Source organism: Streptomyces sp. NPDC059787 (assembly GCF_042732315.1).
Taxonomy (GTDB): Bacteria; Actinomycetota; Actinomycetes; order Streptomycetales; family Streptomycetaceae; genus Streptomyces; species Streptomyces atrovirens.
In genome coordinates, this window is record NZ_JBHWHX010000005.1 from 13,554 (window position 1) to 28,932 (window position 15,379).

A 15,379-nucleotide genomic window follows, 5' to 3' on the forward strand; every position below is an offset into this window, starting at 1 on the left:
CGGGCCAGGTTCAGGGCCAGTGCCGTGTGCGGGTCGTCGAGGTCGGTGGTCAGCAACTCGCCGATGCGGGCGAGCCTGTTGTAGAGCGTCTGCCGGTTCAGATGGAGTTCGCGGGCCGTCTCCGCCTTGCGTCCGGCGTGCGCCAGGTAGGTCTCCAGGGTGGGCAGCAGGGGCGGCTTGGAACGGCGGTCGTGGTCCAGCACCGGACCGATCGCGCGGTCCACGAAGTCCGCCAGGTCCGGGTGGTCGCGCAGCCGCCACAGCAGCAGGTCGATGTCCAGCCGCCGGGCGTCGTACCAGGGGCGGTCCGGCAGCCCCTGCGCCGCCGTCGCCGTCTCCGCCGCGTGCCGCAGACCCGTCGACGCCGCCGCCCAGCCGCCGGCCGGCCCGACCACCACGACGGGCGGCCGGCCCCCGGGCCGCAGCATTCCCGCCCGCTCCGCGCCCGCCCGCAGCGCCGCCGCCACCCGGTCCGCGACCGCCGGCCGTTCGGCCTCCGCGCGGAGCCCCAGCAGCAGCGGTACCCGCCCCTCCACCGGCCGCACACCCAGCAGGACGGGCACCCCGAGCGAGGCCAGTTCCTCACCCACCGCGCGGACCAGCACCGCCCAGCCGCCGCCCTGCGGGGACAGCGCGTCGCCGAGCCGCATCACCACCGGCAGCAGCGGCCCGGTACCCGGCTTGAAGCCCAGCACGCGCGCCTGCGCGGGCGCGTCCGCCGCGCCGACACGGCCCTCGGCGAGGTCGGTGAGGAAGTCCCCGCGCCCCCGGGCCGCCAGCTCCTCCTCCTGACGCGCCTGCATCAGCACCACGGCGAGCAGGCCGGCCGCCCGCTCGGCCGCCATGCGGTGCACCGGTTCCGGCGCGCTGCGCACCGGAAGCAGCACCAGCCGCGCCCGTACGCCGCCGCTGCCGGGGCCGCCACCGGGCACGTCCACGAGCGCCGAACCGGCCGGGGGGTCGTCCTGGTGCCGGTCGCGCAGCCCCTCCCACACCTGGAGCGGGTCCGCGCCCTCGGGCCCCTCGCCGGCCGCGTACAGCAGCCGGCCGTCGGTCGTCTCCAGGAACACCGGGTTGCCGGTGAACCCGGCGAGGATCTCCAGCACCCGGGGGACCCCGCCGCCGCCCAGCAGCGCCTCGGTACACCGGCGGTGCACCTCCTCCGCGCGTTGCAGCAGCGCGTAGTGCCCGTTGACGATCTCGGTGTGGATCTCCTCGGTGACCGCCACGAACGGCACCTCACGGTGCAGCTGGACCAGCGGCAGCCCCGCCGACCTGGCCGAGTCGACGAGGGCGGCGGGCAGCCGGGAGAAACGCGGGCCCAGCTCGACGACGAGGGCCGCGATGCCCCGCTCGGCCAGCGTGCGCACGAACGCCCGCTGGTCGGCGGGGCGGGTGCCGAGCCCGTACCCGGTGGTCAGCAGCAGCTCGCCGCCCTTGAGCAGCGAGGCGATGTTGGGCACCTCACCGGCGTGCACCCAGCGCACCGTGCGCCCCAGCCGGTCGGCGCCCGCCACGACCTCCGGCAGCCCACCGCGCAGCCCGGGCAGCTCCAGCGCCCGCCGCACGGTGATCCCGGCGCCCCGGGTGTCGTATCCGCTGTCCATACCGGGACGCTACCTGCGCGGATGCCGGCGGTACATCCGCGGGGCCGGAACCTCAGCCCCCGTACGCCCCCGAGGCCGTCAGACGCAGGGCCGTGTCGATGAGGGGGACGTGGCTGAAGGCCTGGGGGAAGTTGCCGACCTGGCGCTTCAGGTGCGGGTCCCACTCCTCCGCCAGCAGGCCGAGGTCGTTGCGCAGGGAGAGCAGCTTCTCGAAGAGCTTCCGTGCCTCGTCGACCCGGCCGATCATCGCCAGGTCGTCCGCCATCCAGAACGAGCAGGCGAGGAACGCGCCCTCGTCGCCCGGCAGACCGTCGACGCCCTCGTGCTCGCCTTCCGTCGGGTAGCGCAGGATGAAGCCGTCGGACGTGGACAGTTCGCGCTGGATCGCCTCGATGGTGCCGATCACCCGCTTGTCGTCCGGCGGCAGGAAGCCCATCTGCGGGATCAGCAGCAGGGAGGCGTCCAGCACCTTCGAGCCGTAGGACTGCGTGAAGGTGTTGCGCTCCTTGTCGTAGCCCTTCTCGCACACGTCCCGGTGGATGTCGTCGCGCAGCCGCTTCCACTCCTCCAGCGGGCCGTCGGCGTCGCCGGACTCGATCAGCTTGATGGTGCGGTCGACGGCGACCCAGGCCATCACCTTGGAGTGCACGAAGTGGCGGCGCGGGCCGCGCACCTCCCAGATGCCCTCGTCCGGCTCCTGCCAGTGCTTCTCCAGGTAGCGGATCAGCTTGAGCTGGAGCAGCGAGGCGTAGTCGTTGCGGGCCAGACCGGTCATGTGGGCCAGGTGCAGGGCCTCGGTGACCTCGCCGTACACATCCAGCTGGAGCTGGTGCGCGGCGCCGTTGCCCACCCGGACCGGGGCGGAGTTCTCGTAGCCGGGCAGCCAGTCGAGCTCCGCCTCGCCGAGCTCGCGCTCACCGGCGATGCCGTACATGATCTGCAGGTTCTCCGGGTCGCCCGCCACCGCGCGGAGCAGCCACTCGCGCCAGGCGCGGGCTTCCTCGCGGTAGCCGGTGCGCAGCAGCGACGACAGGGTGATCGCCGCGTCCCGCAGCCAGGTGTAGCGGTAGTCCCAGTTGCGGACGCCGCCGATGTCCTCCGGCAGGGAGGTGGTGGGCGCGGCCACGATGCCGCCGGTCGGGGCGTACGTCAGCGCCTTCAGCGTGATCAGGGAGCGGATCACGGCCTCGCGGTAGGGGCCGTGGTACGTACAGTGCTCCACCCACTCGCGCCAGAACTCCTCGGTCGCCTCCAGCGACTGCTCCGGCTCCGGCAGCGGCGGCGGCTGCTTGTGCGAGGGCTCCCAGGAGATGGTGAACGCGATCCGCTCGCCCGGCGCGACGGTGAAGTCCGCGTACGTGGTCAGTTCCTCGCCGTAGGTCGGGGCGGAGGTGTCGAACCACACGGAGTCCGGGCCCGCGACGGCGACCGTGCGCCCCTCGTGCCGGTGCACCCAGGGGACGATCCTGCCGTAGGAGAACCGCATCCGCAGCGCCGAGCGCATGGGGACCCGGCCCGAGACGCCCTCCACGATCCGGATCAGCTGCGGGGCGCCGTCGCGCGGGGGCATGAAGTCGGTCACCCGGACCGTGCCGCGCGGGGTGTCCCACTCCGACTCCAGGATCAGCGAGTCGCCGCGGTAGCCGCGCCGGGTCGCCGTGGGCGGTTCGGCGTCGTCGGCGTGCGCGGGCCCCAGCCGCCAGAAGCCGTGCTCCTCGGTGCCCAGTAGGCCGGCGAAGATGGCATGGGAGTCGAAACGGGGCAGGCACAGCCAGTCGACTGTGCCGTCCCGGCAGACCAGCGCGGCGGTCTGCATGTCTCCGATGAGTGCGTAGTCTTCGATGCGCCCGGCCACGTGCAACTCCAGTCGAACGGCCACGTCACCCCGCAAGGGGGGTTGTCGCTTGGTGCGGTCAAGGGGTTTTGAAATGCGTCGTTGAGCTGTGAAGCGAAACAGTCGCCCAGCCTTGCATGTAAAGCGCCATCTCTGCTCAACGAACTGACGAGCTCACGTTGTTCCGGAGGTCACGGGCGGGGGTGGTGCCGTTCGGCCGGCCGGGCTCGGCAGCGAGTGTCCGAGCAGGATACGACGCACGTAGATGATCTGTGTGCCGCTCCGCAGAACCGGGATCCGCCGAACGAGTGACCAACGGGTGAGGGTCCCGTGTGCGGTGCTCACCCGTGGCGGCGCGTGCGCGGAGCGTGGCCGGGCGCCATCCCTCCGCGGCGCTGATACGCTGGTAGCCCGTGGACCGGTGGGCGAGAAAGCCCCGGAACCGCACCCACAAGCCGCGACCACGGGAGCCCCCTCTTGGCCATGCCGCCCACTGTTTTCCGAAACAGCACAGCCTCGACGACCAAGCACATCTTCGTCACCGGGGGTGTCGCCTCCTCGCTCGGCAAGGGGCTCACCGCCTCCAGCCTGGGCATGCTGCTCAAGGCCCGGGGTCTGCGCGTCGTGATGCAGAAGCTCGACCCGTACCTCAACGTCGACCCGGGGACGATGAACCCCTTCCAGCACGGTGAGGTGTTCGTCACCAACGACGGCGCCGAGACCGACCTGGACATCGGCCACTACGAGCGGTTCCTCGACCGCGACCTGGACGGCTCGGCCAACGTCACCACCGGCCAGGTCTACTCGACGGTGATCGCCAAGGAGCGGCGCGGCGAGTACCTGGGCGACACCGTCCAGGTCATCCCGCACATCACCAACGAGATCAAGCACCGCATCCGCCGCATGGCGACCGACGAGGTCGACGTGGTGATCACGGAGGTCGGCGGCACGGTCGGCGACATCGAGTCGCTGCCGTTCCTGGAGACCGTCCGCCAGGTCCGGCACGAGGTCGGCCGGGACAACGTGTTCGTGGTGCACATCTCGCTCCTGCCGTACATCGGCCCCTCGGGTGAGCTGAAGACGAAGCCGACCCAGCACTCGGTCGCCGCGCTGCGCAACATCGGTATCCAGCCGGACGCGATCGTGCTGCGCTGCGACCGCGAGGTGCCCACCGCGATCAAGCGGAAGATCTCGCTGATGTGCGACGTCGACGAGGCCGCCGTGGTGGCCTGCCCCGACGCCCGCTCGATCTACGACATCCCGAAGGTCGTGCACTCCGAGGGCCTGGACGCCTATGTCGTGCGCAAGCTCGACCTGCCGTTCCGGGACGTGGACTGGACGACCTGGGACGACCTGCTCGACCGCGTCCACAACCCCGACCACGAGATCGTCATGGCCCTGGTCGGCAAGTACATCGACCTGCCCGACGCCTACCTCTCGGTCACCGAGGCGCTGCGCGCGGGCGGCTTCGCCAACAAGGCCCGCGTGAAGATCAAGTGGGTCACCTCCGACGACTGCAAGACCCCGGCCGGCGCCCAGGCGCAGCTCGGCGACGTCGACGCCATCTGCATTCCCGGCGGCTTCGGCGACCGCGGTGTGCTCGGCAAGGTCGGCGCGATCAAGTACGCCCGCGAGAACCGCATCCCGCTGCTGGGCCTGTGCCTCGGCCTGCAGTGCATCGTGATCGAGGCCGCGCGCAGCCTCGCGGACGTCTCCGACGCCAACTCCACCGAGTTCGACCCGGGCACCGCCCACCCGGTGATCTCCACCATGGCCGAGCAGATGGACATCGTCGCCGGTGAGGGCGACATGGGCGGCACCATGCGGCTCGGCATGTACCCGGCGAAGCTGGCCGAGGGCTCCATCGTGCGCGAGGTGTACGACGGCAAGGAGTACGTGGAGGAGCGCCACCGGCACCGCTACGAGGTGAACAACGCCTACCGCGCGGAGCTGGAGAAGAAGGCGGGCATCGTCTTCTCCGGCACCTCCCCGGACGGCAAGCTCGTCGAGTACGTCGAGTACCCGCGCGAGGTCCACCCGTACCTGGTCGCGACCCAGGCGCACCCGGAGCTGCGCTCGCGTCCGACCCGTCCGCACCCGCTCTTCGCGGGCCTGGTGAAGGCCGCGGTCGAGCGGAAGATCTCGAAGTAACACACCCGGTTGTACGGTGGCCGGGGCGCGAACCTTCAAAAGGTGCGCGCCCCGGCCACTTTTTCGCACAGGTGCACGCACGGCACGCGCACGGCCGCCGTACGTCGGGAAGGACAGCCATGACGATCAAGGACACCCCGGAAGAGTGGGAGGTCCGCGGGACCGGGACCCCGTTCACGGGCAACAAGACCTCCGTCCGCACCGACGACGTGGTCATGCCCGACGGGACCGTGGTCCACCGCGACTACCAGGTCCACCCCGGGTCCGTGGCCGTCCTCGCCCTCGACGACGCCGACCGGGTCCTGGTGCTGCGCCAGTACCGCCACCCCGTGCGCCACAGGCTGTGGGAGATCCCGGCCGGCCTGCTCGACGTGCCCGGCGAGAACCCGCTGCACGCCGCCCGGCGCGAGCTGTACGAGGAGGCACACGTCAAGGCGGAGGACTGGCGGGTGCTGACCGACGTGTACACCACGCCCGGCGGCTGCGACGAGGCCGTACGGATCTTCCTCGCGCGGGGGCTGTCCGAGGCCGAGGGCGACCGCTTCGAGGTCGAGCACGAGGAGGCCGACATGGAGCTGGCCCGGGTCCCCGTCGAGGAGCTGGTGCGCGGCGTGCTCGCCGGCGAGCTGCACAACAACTGCCTGGTGGTGGGCGTCCTCTCACTGGTCGCCGCGCGGGCCGGGGACGGTCTGGACGCGCTGCGTCCGGCTCAGGCGCCGTGGCCGGCGCGGCCGTTCGAGGCGTGACGCCGACGGGGGTGCCCTTGATCGCCTCCGCCGCCCCTTTCCGTCCCGAACCCGGGGCTCCGCCCCGGACCCCGTTCCTCGAACGCCGGAGGGGCTGATGCGTCCGGTGCTGTCGAGCCGACGGTCCTACGATCGGTTGATCCGATCGGGGGGAGTCCTGTCCCGGCTCAGCGCTCCTCGCGGAACGTCGCGGAGTGTGAACTAGGCTCTGGAAAACGCCCGGTCCGGAGCCCCGGCGGGCTTGCGCGCGCGGTGGGACGGGAGTGAGGCCCGTGACGGATCAGGTGGTGGACCCGGACGGTGTGCGGCTCCTTCGGGACGTCGCCGGCGAGGGTCGATTCCTGGGCCGTACCAGGGAGTTGAAGGAGTTGCGCGCCGACATCGAGCGCGCGGGACTGGACACCCTCTCCGGCCGAAAGGCGCCCCGCGCGCGCGTGCTGCTCATCGCCGGCCGGCCCGGCTCGGGGCGGAGCGCCCTCGCCGGGGAACTCGTGCGCCAGGTCGCCGACCGCTACCCCGACGGCGTGCTGCGCGCCCGGCTGAGCGAACCCGACGGCACGCGCGTGCCCGTCGAGCGCGCCGCGCGGGAGCTGCTCGACGCGCTGGCGGCGCCCGCCCCGGCCGGGGCTACGGAGGACGAGCTCAGCGAGGCCCTGCGCACCGCGCTGGCCGACCGCCGGGCGCTGCTCCTGCTGGACGACGCGGCCGACGCCGGGCAGGTCGACGCGCTGCTGCCGGACAACCCGGACTGCCTGGCCGTCGCCGTCTCCTCGGGGCCGCTGACCGGCATCGCGGACGTCCGCCCCTGCACCCTCGGCGGTCTCGACACCAAGTCCGCGGTGGAGGTGCTGTCCCGGTTCACCGGAGCGGTGCGCATCACGGTCGACCCCCGGGCCGCCGAGCGGCTCGCCGAGCAGTGCCAGGGCCAGCCGGCCGCCCTGGTGCTGGCCGGCGGCTGGCTCGCCGCCCGGCCCAAGGCCGCCGTCGCCGACCTCGCCAGGCAACTGCACACGGACCCCGGCCAGGACACCGTCGTCAGCCGCGTCCTGCGGCTCGTGCACGCCTCACTGCCCGCGCCGGCCGCCCGTACACTGCGGCTGCTCAGCCTCGCCCCGGCCGGTCTGGTCGACCCGCACACCGCCGCCGCCCTCGCGGGCTGCTCGGTGGAGTCCGCCCGTGCCACTCTGGACGACTTCGCCGCCCACGGGCTGCTGCACCCGGTGGACGGCTCGCCGCTGCCGCAGTACGAGGTGCCCTGCTGTCTGCAGCCCCTGATCGGCGCCCTCGCGGAGGACCACGAGCGGCCCGCCGAGCTGCGGCTGGCCCGCGCCCGGATGCTGGAGCGGACCGTCCGGCTGCTCCAGTCGTGCCGGGCCATCACCGAGACCGACAGCCCCCGGGCGCGCGAGAAGCTCCTCGGCATGCCGAGCGCCCTGCGCTTCCCCGGCCCGCGGGCCGCCGCCGACTGGCTGCGCGTGCGCCGCCCCGCCCTGCTGGCCTCCGCGCGGCTCGCGGTCGCCGACGGGGAGCTGGACACCCTCGCCCGGCGCCTGATGTCCCAGCTCGTGCGGGCCATGGTGGCCCACTTCGGCACCCAGGCCGCCGCGAGCGACCTGTACGACATCCACGGCCTGGTCCTCGACGTCGCCGAGCGCCGGAACCTGCCCCGCGAACGGGCGGCGGCCCTGCTGAACCTCGGCGACCTCGACGCCCGTACCGGCCGCACCGCCGACGCCCTGGGGCGCTACCGGGCCGCGCTGGACGCCGGACGCGAGGCGAACGACCCGTACGCCACCGGCCGCGCGATGGAATCCGTGGGCGGCGCCCATCTGGAACTCGGGGACTACGACCGGGCCGCCGACTGGTTCGGCCGCGCCCTGGCCGAGCGGCTGGCCCGCGGCGAGCGCGAGGACGCCGCCCGGCTCTACGGCCGTATCGGCGCCGCCCACACCTACGCCGGCCGCTACGGCGAGGCACTGCGCAACTGGCGCGCGGCTGTCGCCGGACACCGGAAGAACGGGGACGTGGCCGCACAGGCGCGGGCCCTGAGCGAACTGGCCCGGGTGCAGGAGTACGCGGGTCGGCTCGAGGAGTCGCTGCGCACCTGCCTGGAGGCCGTGGAGTGGGCGGGCCGGGCCGAGGACACCCGCCTGCAGGCCGCGCTGCACCTGCGGCTGGCCGACTCCTTCGGGCACCTCGGCGACCCCGCGTCGGCCGCGCTGCACCGGGACACGGCCGAGCGCATGCTGGCAGAGGAGGCCCTGGAGGACGACTCAGAGCCGGAACACGGAGCTAACGCCTACGAAATCCGTAGCTCATCCGCAGAAGATTGAAGTAATGAAAGGCTAGACAGCGAGAACACCTTCATTAAACTGGCTCTGCCGCACCATCTCCTGCGGTCTCTCCCGGTGTGCCCATGCGTGCCCGGGTATGTGCAGCAATACCCCCATACCCTCTGAGCCAAGGACCGTGATCCACGTGAAGGTCGGCATCCCCCGCGAAGTCAAGAACAACGAGTTCCGGGTGGCCATCACCCCCGCCGGCGTGCACGAGCTGGTGCGCCACGGCCACCAGGTCGTCATCGAGCGCGGCGCCGGCGTCGGCTCCTCGATCCCGGACGGCGAGTACATCGCCGCCGGGGGGCAGATCCTGGACACCGCCGACGAGGTATGGGCCGCCGCCGACCTGCTGCTGAAGGTCAAGGAGCCCATCGCGGAGGAGTACCACCGCCTGCGCAAGGACCAGACCCTTTTCACCTACCTGCACCTGGCCGCGTCCAAGGAGTGCACGGACGCCCTCCTGGAGTCCGGCACCACCGCCATCGCCTACGAGACGGTCGAGCTGCCCAGCCGCGCGCTCCCGCTGCTCGCCCCGATGTCCGAGGTCGCGGGCCGGCTGGCCCCGCAGGTCGGCGCCTACCACCTGATGCGCGCCAACGGCGGCCGCGGTGTGCTGCCCGGCGGCGTCCCCGGCGTGCTGGCCGGCAAGGCCGTCGTCATCGGCGGCGGCGTCTCCGGCTGGAACGCCGCGCAGATCGCCATCGGCATGGGCTTCCACGTGACCCTGCTCGACAAGGACATCAACAAGCTCCGCGAGGCGGACAGGATCTTCGGTACGAAGATCCAGACCGTCGTCTCCAACGCCTTCGAGCTGGAGAAGGCCTGTCTGGAGGCCGACCTCGTGATCGGCGCGGTCCTCATCCCCGGTGCCAAGGCCCCCAAGCTGGTCACCAACGAGCTGGTCTCGCGGATGAAGGCCGGAAGTGTCCTTGTCGACATCGCGATCGACCAGGGCGGCTGCTTCGAGGACTCCCACCCGACCACGCACGCCGAGCCGGCCTTCAAGGTCCACGAGTCGGTGTTCTACTGCGTCGCCAACATGCCCGGCGCGGTGCCCAACACCTCCACCTACGCGCTCACCAACGCCACGCTGCCGTACATCGTCGAACTCGCCGACCGCGGCTGGGTGGAGGCGCTGCGCCGCGACCCCGCGCTCGCCAAGGGGCTCAACACGCATGACGGCAAGGTGGTTTACAAGGAGGTCGCCGAGGCACACGGCCTGGAGCACGTGGAGCTCGCCTCCCTGCTCGGCTGAGCCGCCAGGACGGTAAGTCGACCAAGTCGTCCGTCAGCAAAGGCGATACGTCAACACCGGACGTCAACGTCACGTACCCGGCCGGACCTTGCCCGACAAGGTCCGGCCGGATGTGTGTATGGTCACTTCCTGTTTCCGGGGCAACTCGCCTCGAACGTAACTCTTCTACCGATTCGCACACCCGTGAAACCTGCCGTGCGACGGCCGTACGCCCTTGACAGAGGGATGTTTCATTGCCGACACATCGGGCCGGGTCCGGCGGATTGTGTTGCTGCGGACGGCCGACACGCCATAGAGTCGCCAATCGTCGGCATGGTGCCACGCTGACCTGTCTAGAAGTTTCCTGGTCACCAAGGAGGTAAGACGACTTGTGAATGAGTCGACATTTACTCCCGGGGGTGGTCACCCAGGAATGCCTGCGCCGGACCAGGAGCCCGCGGGATTCGCTGCTGTCGGCTCCGTAGCTGTGCGCACCTTCGCAGCCCACCGGAGTCACCGGACTTCGGTGGTGACTCAACCAGCACCCCAGAGCATGGATGGCCATCACGTGAACGCCATGGCCGGCGACGGAAGTGGCGCGCCCCACAACCATTTCGCCGACTACGACGAACTGCCCGAGGGGCACTTCTACGACCCCGACGCCGAGTACGAGCCCGATCCCGAGTACGCGGCCACGCTCGCGCCCGACGCGGCGCGCCAGCGCCGTGAGCGCGTCGGCCCGACCGGGCGCCCGCTGCCGTACTTCCCGATCCCGGGTCCGCTGACCGACCACGGTCCCGCGAAGATCATCGCGATGTGCAACCAGAAGGGCGGCGTCGGCAAGACCACGTCGACCATCAACCTGGGTGCCGCGCTCGCGGAGTACGGACGCCGGGTGCTGCTCGTCGACTTCGACCCGCAGGGCGCGCTGTCGGTCGGTCTCGGCGTCAACCCCATGGAGCTCGACCTCACCGTCTACAACCTGCTCATGGAGCGGGGCATGGCGGCCGACGAGGTGCTGCTGAAGACCGCGGTCCCCAACATGGACCTGCTGCCCAGCAACATCGACCTGTCGGCGGCCGAGGTGCAGCTGGTGAGCGAGGTCGCGCGCGAGTCCACGCTGCAGCGGGCACTGAAGCCGCTGATGGACGACTACGACTACATCGTGATCGACTGCCAGCCCTCGCTCGGCCTGCTCACGGTCAACGCGCTGACCGCCGCGCACAAGGTGATCGTGCCGCTGGAGTGCGAGTTCTTCGCGCTGCGCGGTGTGGCGCTGCTGACCGAGACCATCGAGAAGGTCCAGGAGCGGCTCAACCCCGACCTGGAGCTCGACGGGATCCTCGCCACGATGTACGACTCGCGCACGGTGCACAGCCGTGAGGTGCTCGCGCGTGTGGTCGAGGCGTTCGACGACCACGTCTACCACACGGTCATCGGGCGCACGGTCCGCTTCCCGGAGACCACGGTCGCCGGTGAGCCGATCACCACGTACGCGTCCAACTCCGTCGGTGCCGCCGCCTACCGCCAGCTCGCCAGGGAGGTGCTCGCCCGGTGTCACGCCGAGTGAGTCTGCCGGGGGCCGACGAACTCTTCCGTACGACAGGGGGGACGGCGCTCCAGGCGTCGACCCCCCGGCGCCAGGCCAACGGCGACGCCCGTGTCCCCGCACCCGCGGGGGAGGGCGACGCGGCGGCGGCCGCCGTGGAGGACGCGCCGCAGTCGGTGCCCGCGCAGGGCGGCGAGGGCGCGGAGCACGTCGCGGCGGACGCGGAGCCGGACGGAGCCGGGGAGTCCCGCAGCCGCGACGCGGCGGGCTCCGGGCGGCGTCAGCCGGCGCAGGACGGTGAGGCTCAGCGCGGCAAGCGGGGGCGGGCGGCGTCACGACGGCCCAGCGGCCGTGAGCGGCACGACGAGAAGATCACCGTGTACGTGTCCGCCGAGGAGCTGATGGACCTCGAGCACGCGCGTCTGGTGCTGCGCGGCGAGCACGGGCTGGCGGTGGACCGGGGCCGCATCGTCCGCGAGGCGGTCGCCGTGGTCCTCGCCGACCTGGAGAGCCGCGGGGACGCCAGCATCCTCGTACGACGCCTCCGTGGACGGTAGCGGTAGCCTGCGGAGGCCATGACCTCGAACGACACCCCCGCCTCCGGCGCCCGCCCGCCCCGCCGCCGCACCCTGGGCCGGGGCCCGGGAGCGGCGCCGCCGGCACCCGGGCAGGGGGCGCCCGAGGAGGGCGCGGGGACTCCCGCGGGCCCCTCACCGGTGGTGGCGTCGGAGAGCAGGGCCGCCGAGCGTGAGGAGCCGGGCCCGACCCACGGCACGCCCGAGGACACGCCGGGCACCGAACCTCCCGCGCGGGTCGTCTCGCCGGTCGCGCCGGTGACGTCGGAGCGTGGGGCCGCCGAGCCCGGCGAGTCGGGTCCGGCGGCCACGCCGCCGCGCGGGGCGTCCGCGGACGCGGACGAGCCGGGGACGGTGCCGGAGGGCACGGTCGCCGGGGCTGAGGAGGCGCGCCTGAGGTGTTCCTCGCCGGCCGAGCCGGTGGCTGCGCCGGGGTACGGGACCGTCGTGCCCGGAGAGGCGGGGCCCAGGGCCCGCGCGGTGACCCCGGCGCGGGTGGGCGGCGAGGTCTTCCCCGCAGGGTCTTCACCGGGTGAGCCGGGGACGCCACCGACGCGGGAGACCGTCGCGCGTGCGGCAGGGCCGGACGTTCCGGCCGTCGGCGGGACGGTGGCCGTGTCCGGCGGACAGGAACCCGCGGTGGCGGAGGCGTCCGGGGCCGGGACCGGCGCGATCGGCGTCGGCCGGGCGGGGACCGCCACGCCCGGTGACGCCGGGGCCGGGGCGGAGCCCGCGGGCGGTGCTCCGGCGGCGGACGAGGCCGAGGACGGTGACGGGCGGTTCAAGGTTCGGTTGGCGAACTTCGAGGGGCCGTTCGATCTGCTGCTGCAGTTGATCTCGAAGCACAAGCTGGACGTCACCGAGGTCGCGCTGTCCAAGGTGACCGACGAGTTCATGGCGTACATCCGGGCCCTGGGGCCCGACTGGGACCTGGACGAGACGACCGAGTTCCTGGTCGTGGCGGCCACGCTGCTGGATCTCAAGGCTGCCCGGCTGCTGCCCGCCGCCGAGGTGGAGGACGAGGCCGACCTCGCCCTCCTGGAGGCCCGGGACCTGCTGTTCGCGAGGCTGCTGCAGTACCGCGCGTACAAACGGATCGCCGAGATCTTCAGCCGGCGCCTCGAGGACGAGGGCCGCCGCCACCCCCGTACCGTCGGACTCGAGCCGCACCACGCCGAGCTGCTGCCCGAGGTCGTCATCAGCATCGGCGCCGAGGGCTTCGCCAGGCTCGCGGTCAAGGCGATGCAGCCCAGGCCCAAGCCGCAGGTGTACGTCGACCACATCCACGCCCCGCTGGTCAGCGTGCAGGAGCAGGCCGGGATCGTCGTCGTGCGGCTGAAGGAGCTGGGTGAGGCGAGCTTCCGGGCCCTCGTCGAGGACACGGACGACACCCTGACCGTCGTGGCCCGCTTCCTGGCCCTGCTGGAGCTGTACCGCGAGAAGGCCGTCGCCCTCGACCAGGAGGCCGCGCTCGGCGAGCTGACCGTGCGCTGGACCGGCGGGGACGGGGACGCCGCGCCGACGGTCACCGACGAGTTCGACCGGCCGCCGGAGCAGCCCGAGGAGGAGAGGAAGCCGTGAACGAGGAGACGACCGACACCCCCGCCGGGCCGCGCACCGTCGCGGAGCTCGACCTCAGGCCCGCCCTGGAGGCGGTCCTCATGGTCGTGGACGAGCCCGCGACCGAGGAGCACCTGGCGAAGATACTGGAGCGCCCCAGACACCAGGTCGCGGACGCGCTGCGCGCGCTGGCCGACGAGTACACCGTCCAGGGCCGCGGCTTCGAGCTGCGCCTCGTCGCGGGCGGCTGGCGCTTCTACAGCCGCCCCGAGTACGCCGTCGCCGTCGAGGGCTTCGTCCTGGACGGCCAGCAGGCCCGGCTCACCCAGGCCGCCCTGGAGACCCTCGCGGTCGTCGCCTACCGCCAGCCGGTCAGCCGCAGCCGCGTCTCCGCCGTGCGCGGAGTCAACTGCGACGGCGTGATGCGCACCCTCCTGCAGCGCGGTCTGGTCGAGGAGGCGGGCACGGAACCCGAAACAGGTGCGATCCTGTACACGACGACGAACTACTTCCTGGAGCGGATGGGCCTGCGCGGTCTGGACGAGCTCCCGGAGCTCGCGCCCTTCCTCCCGGAGGCGGAGGCGATCGAGGCCGAGACGCTGGAAGCGGTCCCGTCGTTCGATCCGGACGCCCCGGATTCCGAGGACGCAGACGACAAGACGGAACTTTGATGCGAAGCAGCAGCGGCAGGAACAGCAGCGGAAACAACGGCGGGAGCCGTGGTGGCAACAGCGGCGGCCGCGGCGGGAGCGGCGGTGGCCACCGCGGCGCCGGTGGCAACCGCGACAACCAACAGGGCGGCCGTCCGAAGAAGCCGCGCCCGGAGGAGCGGCGCTACGACGTGGGACCCGGCGCCACCCAGGACGGTCCGAAGTCGGGCCGCGGCCCCTCGGCCCGAGGCGGCGCCAAGGGCGGCCCGAAGCGGCCCCAGCAGCGGGGGCGCAGCGCCCCGGCCACGTCCCGTGAGTACGAGACGCGGGCCGAGGAGCGCAACCGCGAGCGGTACGCGGGCAAGAAGGACGTCAAACTGCCCAAGACCTTCCCCGGCGCCGAGCAGGAGGGCGAGCGGCTGCAGAAGGTGCTCGCCCGCGCGGGCTACGGCTCCCGGCGTGCCTGCGAGGAGCTGATCGAGCAGGCGCGGGTGGAAGTCAACGGCGAGATCGTCCTCGAGCAGGGCAAGCGGGTCGACCCGGAGAAGGACGAGGTCAAGGTCGACGGCCTGACCGTCGCGACGCAGTCGTACCAGTTCTTCTCACTGAACAAGCCCGCCGGTGTCGTCTCCACCATGGAGGACCCGGAGGGCCGGCAGTGCCTCGGTGACTACGTCACCAACCGCGAGACCCGCCTCTTCCACGTCGGCCGGCTCGACACCGAGACCGAGGGCGTCATCCTGCTCACCAACCACGGCGAGCTGGCGCACCGGCTGACCCACCCCAAGTACGGCGTGAAGAAGACGTACCTGGCGGCCATCGTGGGCCCGATCCCGCGCGACCTGGGCAAGAGGCTCAAGGACGGCATCCAGCTCGAGGACGGTTACGCGCGCGCGGACCACTTCCGGGTCGTGGAGCAGACCGGCAAGAACTACCTCGTCGAGGTGACGCTGCACGAGGGCCGCAAGCACATCGTGCGCCGCATGCTCGCCGAGGCCGGCTTCCCGGTCGACAAGCTGGTGCGCACCGCCTTCGGGCCGATCACCCTGGGCGACCAGAAGTCGGGCTGGCTGCGGCGGCTGTCCAACACCGAGGTCGGGATGCTGATGCAGGAGGTCGACCTCTAAAGGGCCT

General features: G+C 72.2%; 11 protein-coding genes. 9 read left to right on the plus strand and 2 right to left on the minus strand.

Annotated features, from left to right (window positions below):
• Together ACFV5H_RS06255 and ACFV5H_RS06260 are read right to left on the minus strand one after the other, a co-directional pair.
• A partial coding sequence (locus ACFV5H_RS06255) for a PucR family transcriptional regulator (RefSeq protein WP_385193139.1) occupies positions 1-1,607 on the minus strand: 1,607 nt, incomplete at its 3' end.
• 52 nt (positions 1,608-1,659) lie between these two features.
• Complete coding sequence (locus tag ACFV5H_RS06260; protein ID WP_385047611.1) at positions 1,660-3,462, minus strand: glycoside hydrolase family 15 protein; 1,803 nt, start codon at positions 3,460-3,462, stop codon at positions 1,660-1,662.
• Positions 3,463-3,924: 462 nt separating this feature from the next.
• Between ACFV5H_RS06260 and ACFV5H_RS06265 the strand changes: the two genes are divergently transcribed.
• The 9 genes from ACFV5H_RS06265 to ACFV5H_RS06305 all read left to right on the plus strand — a co-directional run bounded on the left by ACFV5H_RS06265 (position 3,925) and on the right by ACFV5H_RS06305 (position 15,372).
• Positions 3,925-5,592, plus strand: a complete 1,668-nt coding sequence (locus ACFV5H_RS06265; protein WP_385047568.1) for a CTP synthase — start codon at positions 3,925-3,927, stop codon at positions 5,590-5,592.
• Positions 5,593-5,711: 119 nt separating this feature from the next.
• The gene (locus tag ACFV5H_RS06270; protein ID WP_385047566.1) at positions 5,712-6,338 is read left to right on the plus strand and encodes an NUDIX domain-containing protein; all 627 of its coding nucleotides are present in this window, start codon (positions 5,712-5,714) and stop codon (positions 6,336-6,338) included.
• 272 nt (positions 6,339-6,610) lie between these two features.
• Entirely contained in the window at positions 6,611-8,671 is a 2,061-nt protein-coding gene (locus ACFV5H_RS06275) for a tetratricopeptide repeat protein (RefSeq protein ID WP_385193141.1), read from the plus strand.
• Between the two features lie 145 nt (positions 8,672-8,816).
• A complete protein-coding gene (gene ald, locus ACFV5H_RS06280) occupies positions 8,817-9,932 on the plus strand; it encodes an alanine dehydrogenase (RefSeq protein ID WP_385193289.1) in 1,116 nt (371 codons plus the stop codon).
• A gap of 412 nt (positions 9,933-10,344) precedes the next feature.
• Positions 10,345-11,481, plus strand: coding sequence for a ParA family protein (locus ACFV5H_RS06285; protein WP_079194887.1), 1,137 nt, complete (start codon positions 10,345-10,347; stop codon positions 11,479-11,481).
• A complete protein-coding gene (locus ACFV5H_RS06290) occupies positions 11,466-12,017 on the plus strand; it encodes a hypothetical protein (protein WP_385047557.1) in 552 nt (183 codons plus the stop codon). The genes ACFV5H_RS06285 and ACFV5H_RS06290 overlap by 16 nt, the downstream gene beginning before the upstream one ends.
• A gap of 411 nt (positions 12,018-12,428) precedes the next feature.
• A complete protein-coding gene (locus ACFV5H_RS06295; protein ID WP_385193291.1) occupies positions 12,429-13,616 on the plus strand; it encodes a segregation and condensation protein A in 1,188 nt (395 codons plus the stop codon).
• Positions 13,613-14,266, plus strand: a complete 654-nt coding sequence (gene scpB, locus ACFV5H_RS06300) for an SMC-Scp complex subunit ScpB (protein WP_385047556.1) — start codon at positions 13,613-13,615, stop codon at positions 14,264-14,266. Before ACFV5H_RS06295 ends, scpB begins: the two co-directional genes overlap by 4 nt.
• Positions 14,266-15,372 (plus strand): pseudouridine synthase, encoded by a 1,107-nt coding sequence (locus ACFV5H_RS06305; RefSeq protein ID WP_385047553.1) that lies wholly within the window; start codon positions 14,266-14,268, stop codon positions 15,370-15,372. The genes scpB and ACFV5H_RS06305 overlap by 1 nt, the downstream gene beginning before the upstream one ends.
• Positions 15,373-15,379: the final 7 nt, after the last annotated feature.

Coding starts and splice junctions, on each gene's coding strand:
- ACFV5H_RS06285 (WP_079194887.1), top strand. CDS start 10,345: ATGCCTGCGCCGGACCAGGAGCCCGCGGGATTCGCTGCTGTCGGCTCC.
- ACFV5H_RS06265 (WP_385047568.1), top strand. CDS start 3,925: ATGCCGCCCACTGTTTTCCGAAACAGCACAGCCTCGACGACCAAGCAC.
- ACFV5H_RS06305 (WP_385047553.1), top strand. CDS start 14,266: ATGCGAAGCAGCAGCGGCAGGAACAGCAGCGGAAACAACGGCGGGAGC.
- ACFV5H_RS06270 (WP_385047566.1), top strand. CDS start 5,712: ATGACGATCAAGGACACCCCGGAAGAGTGGGAGGTCCGCGGGACCGGG.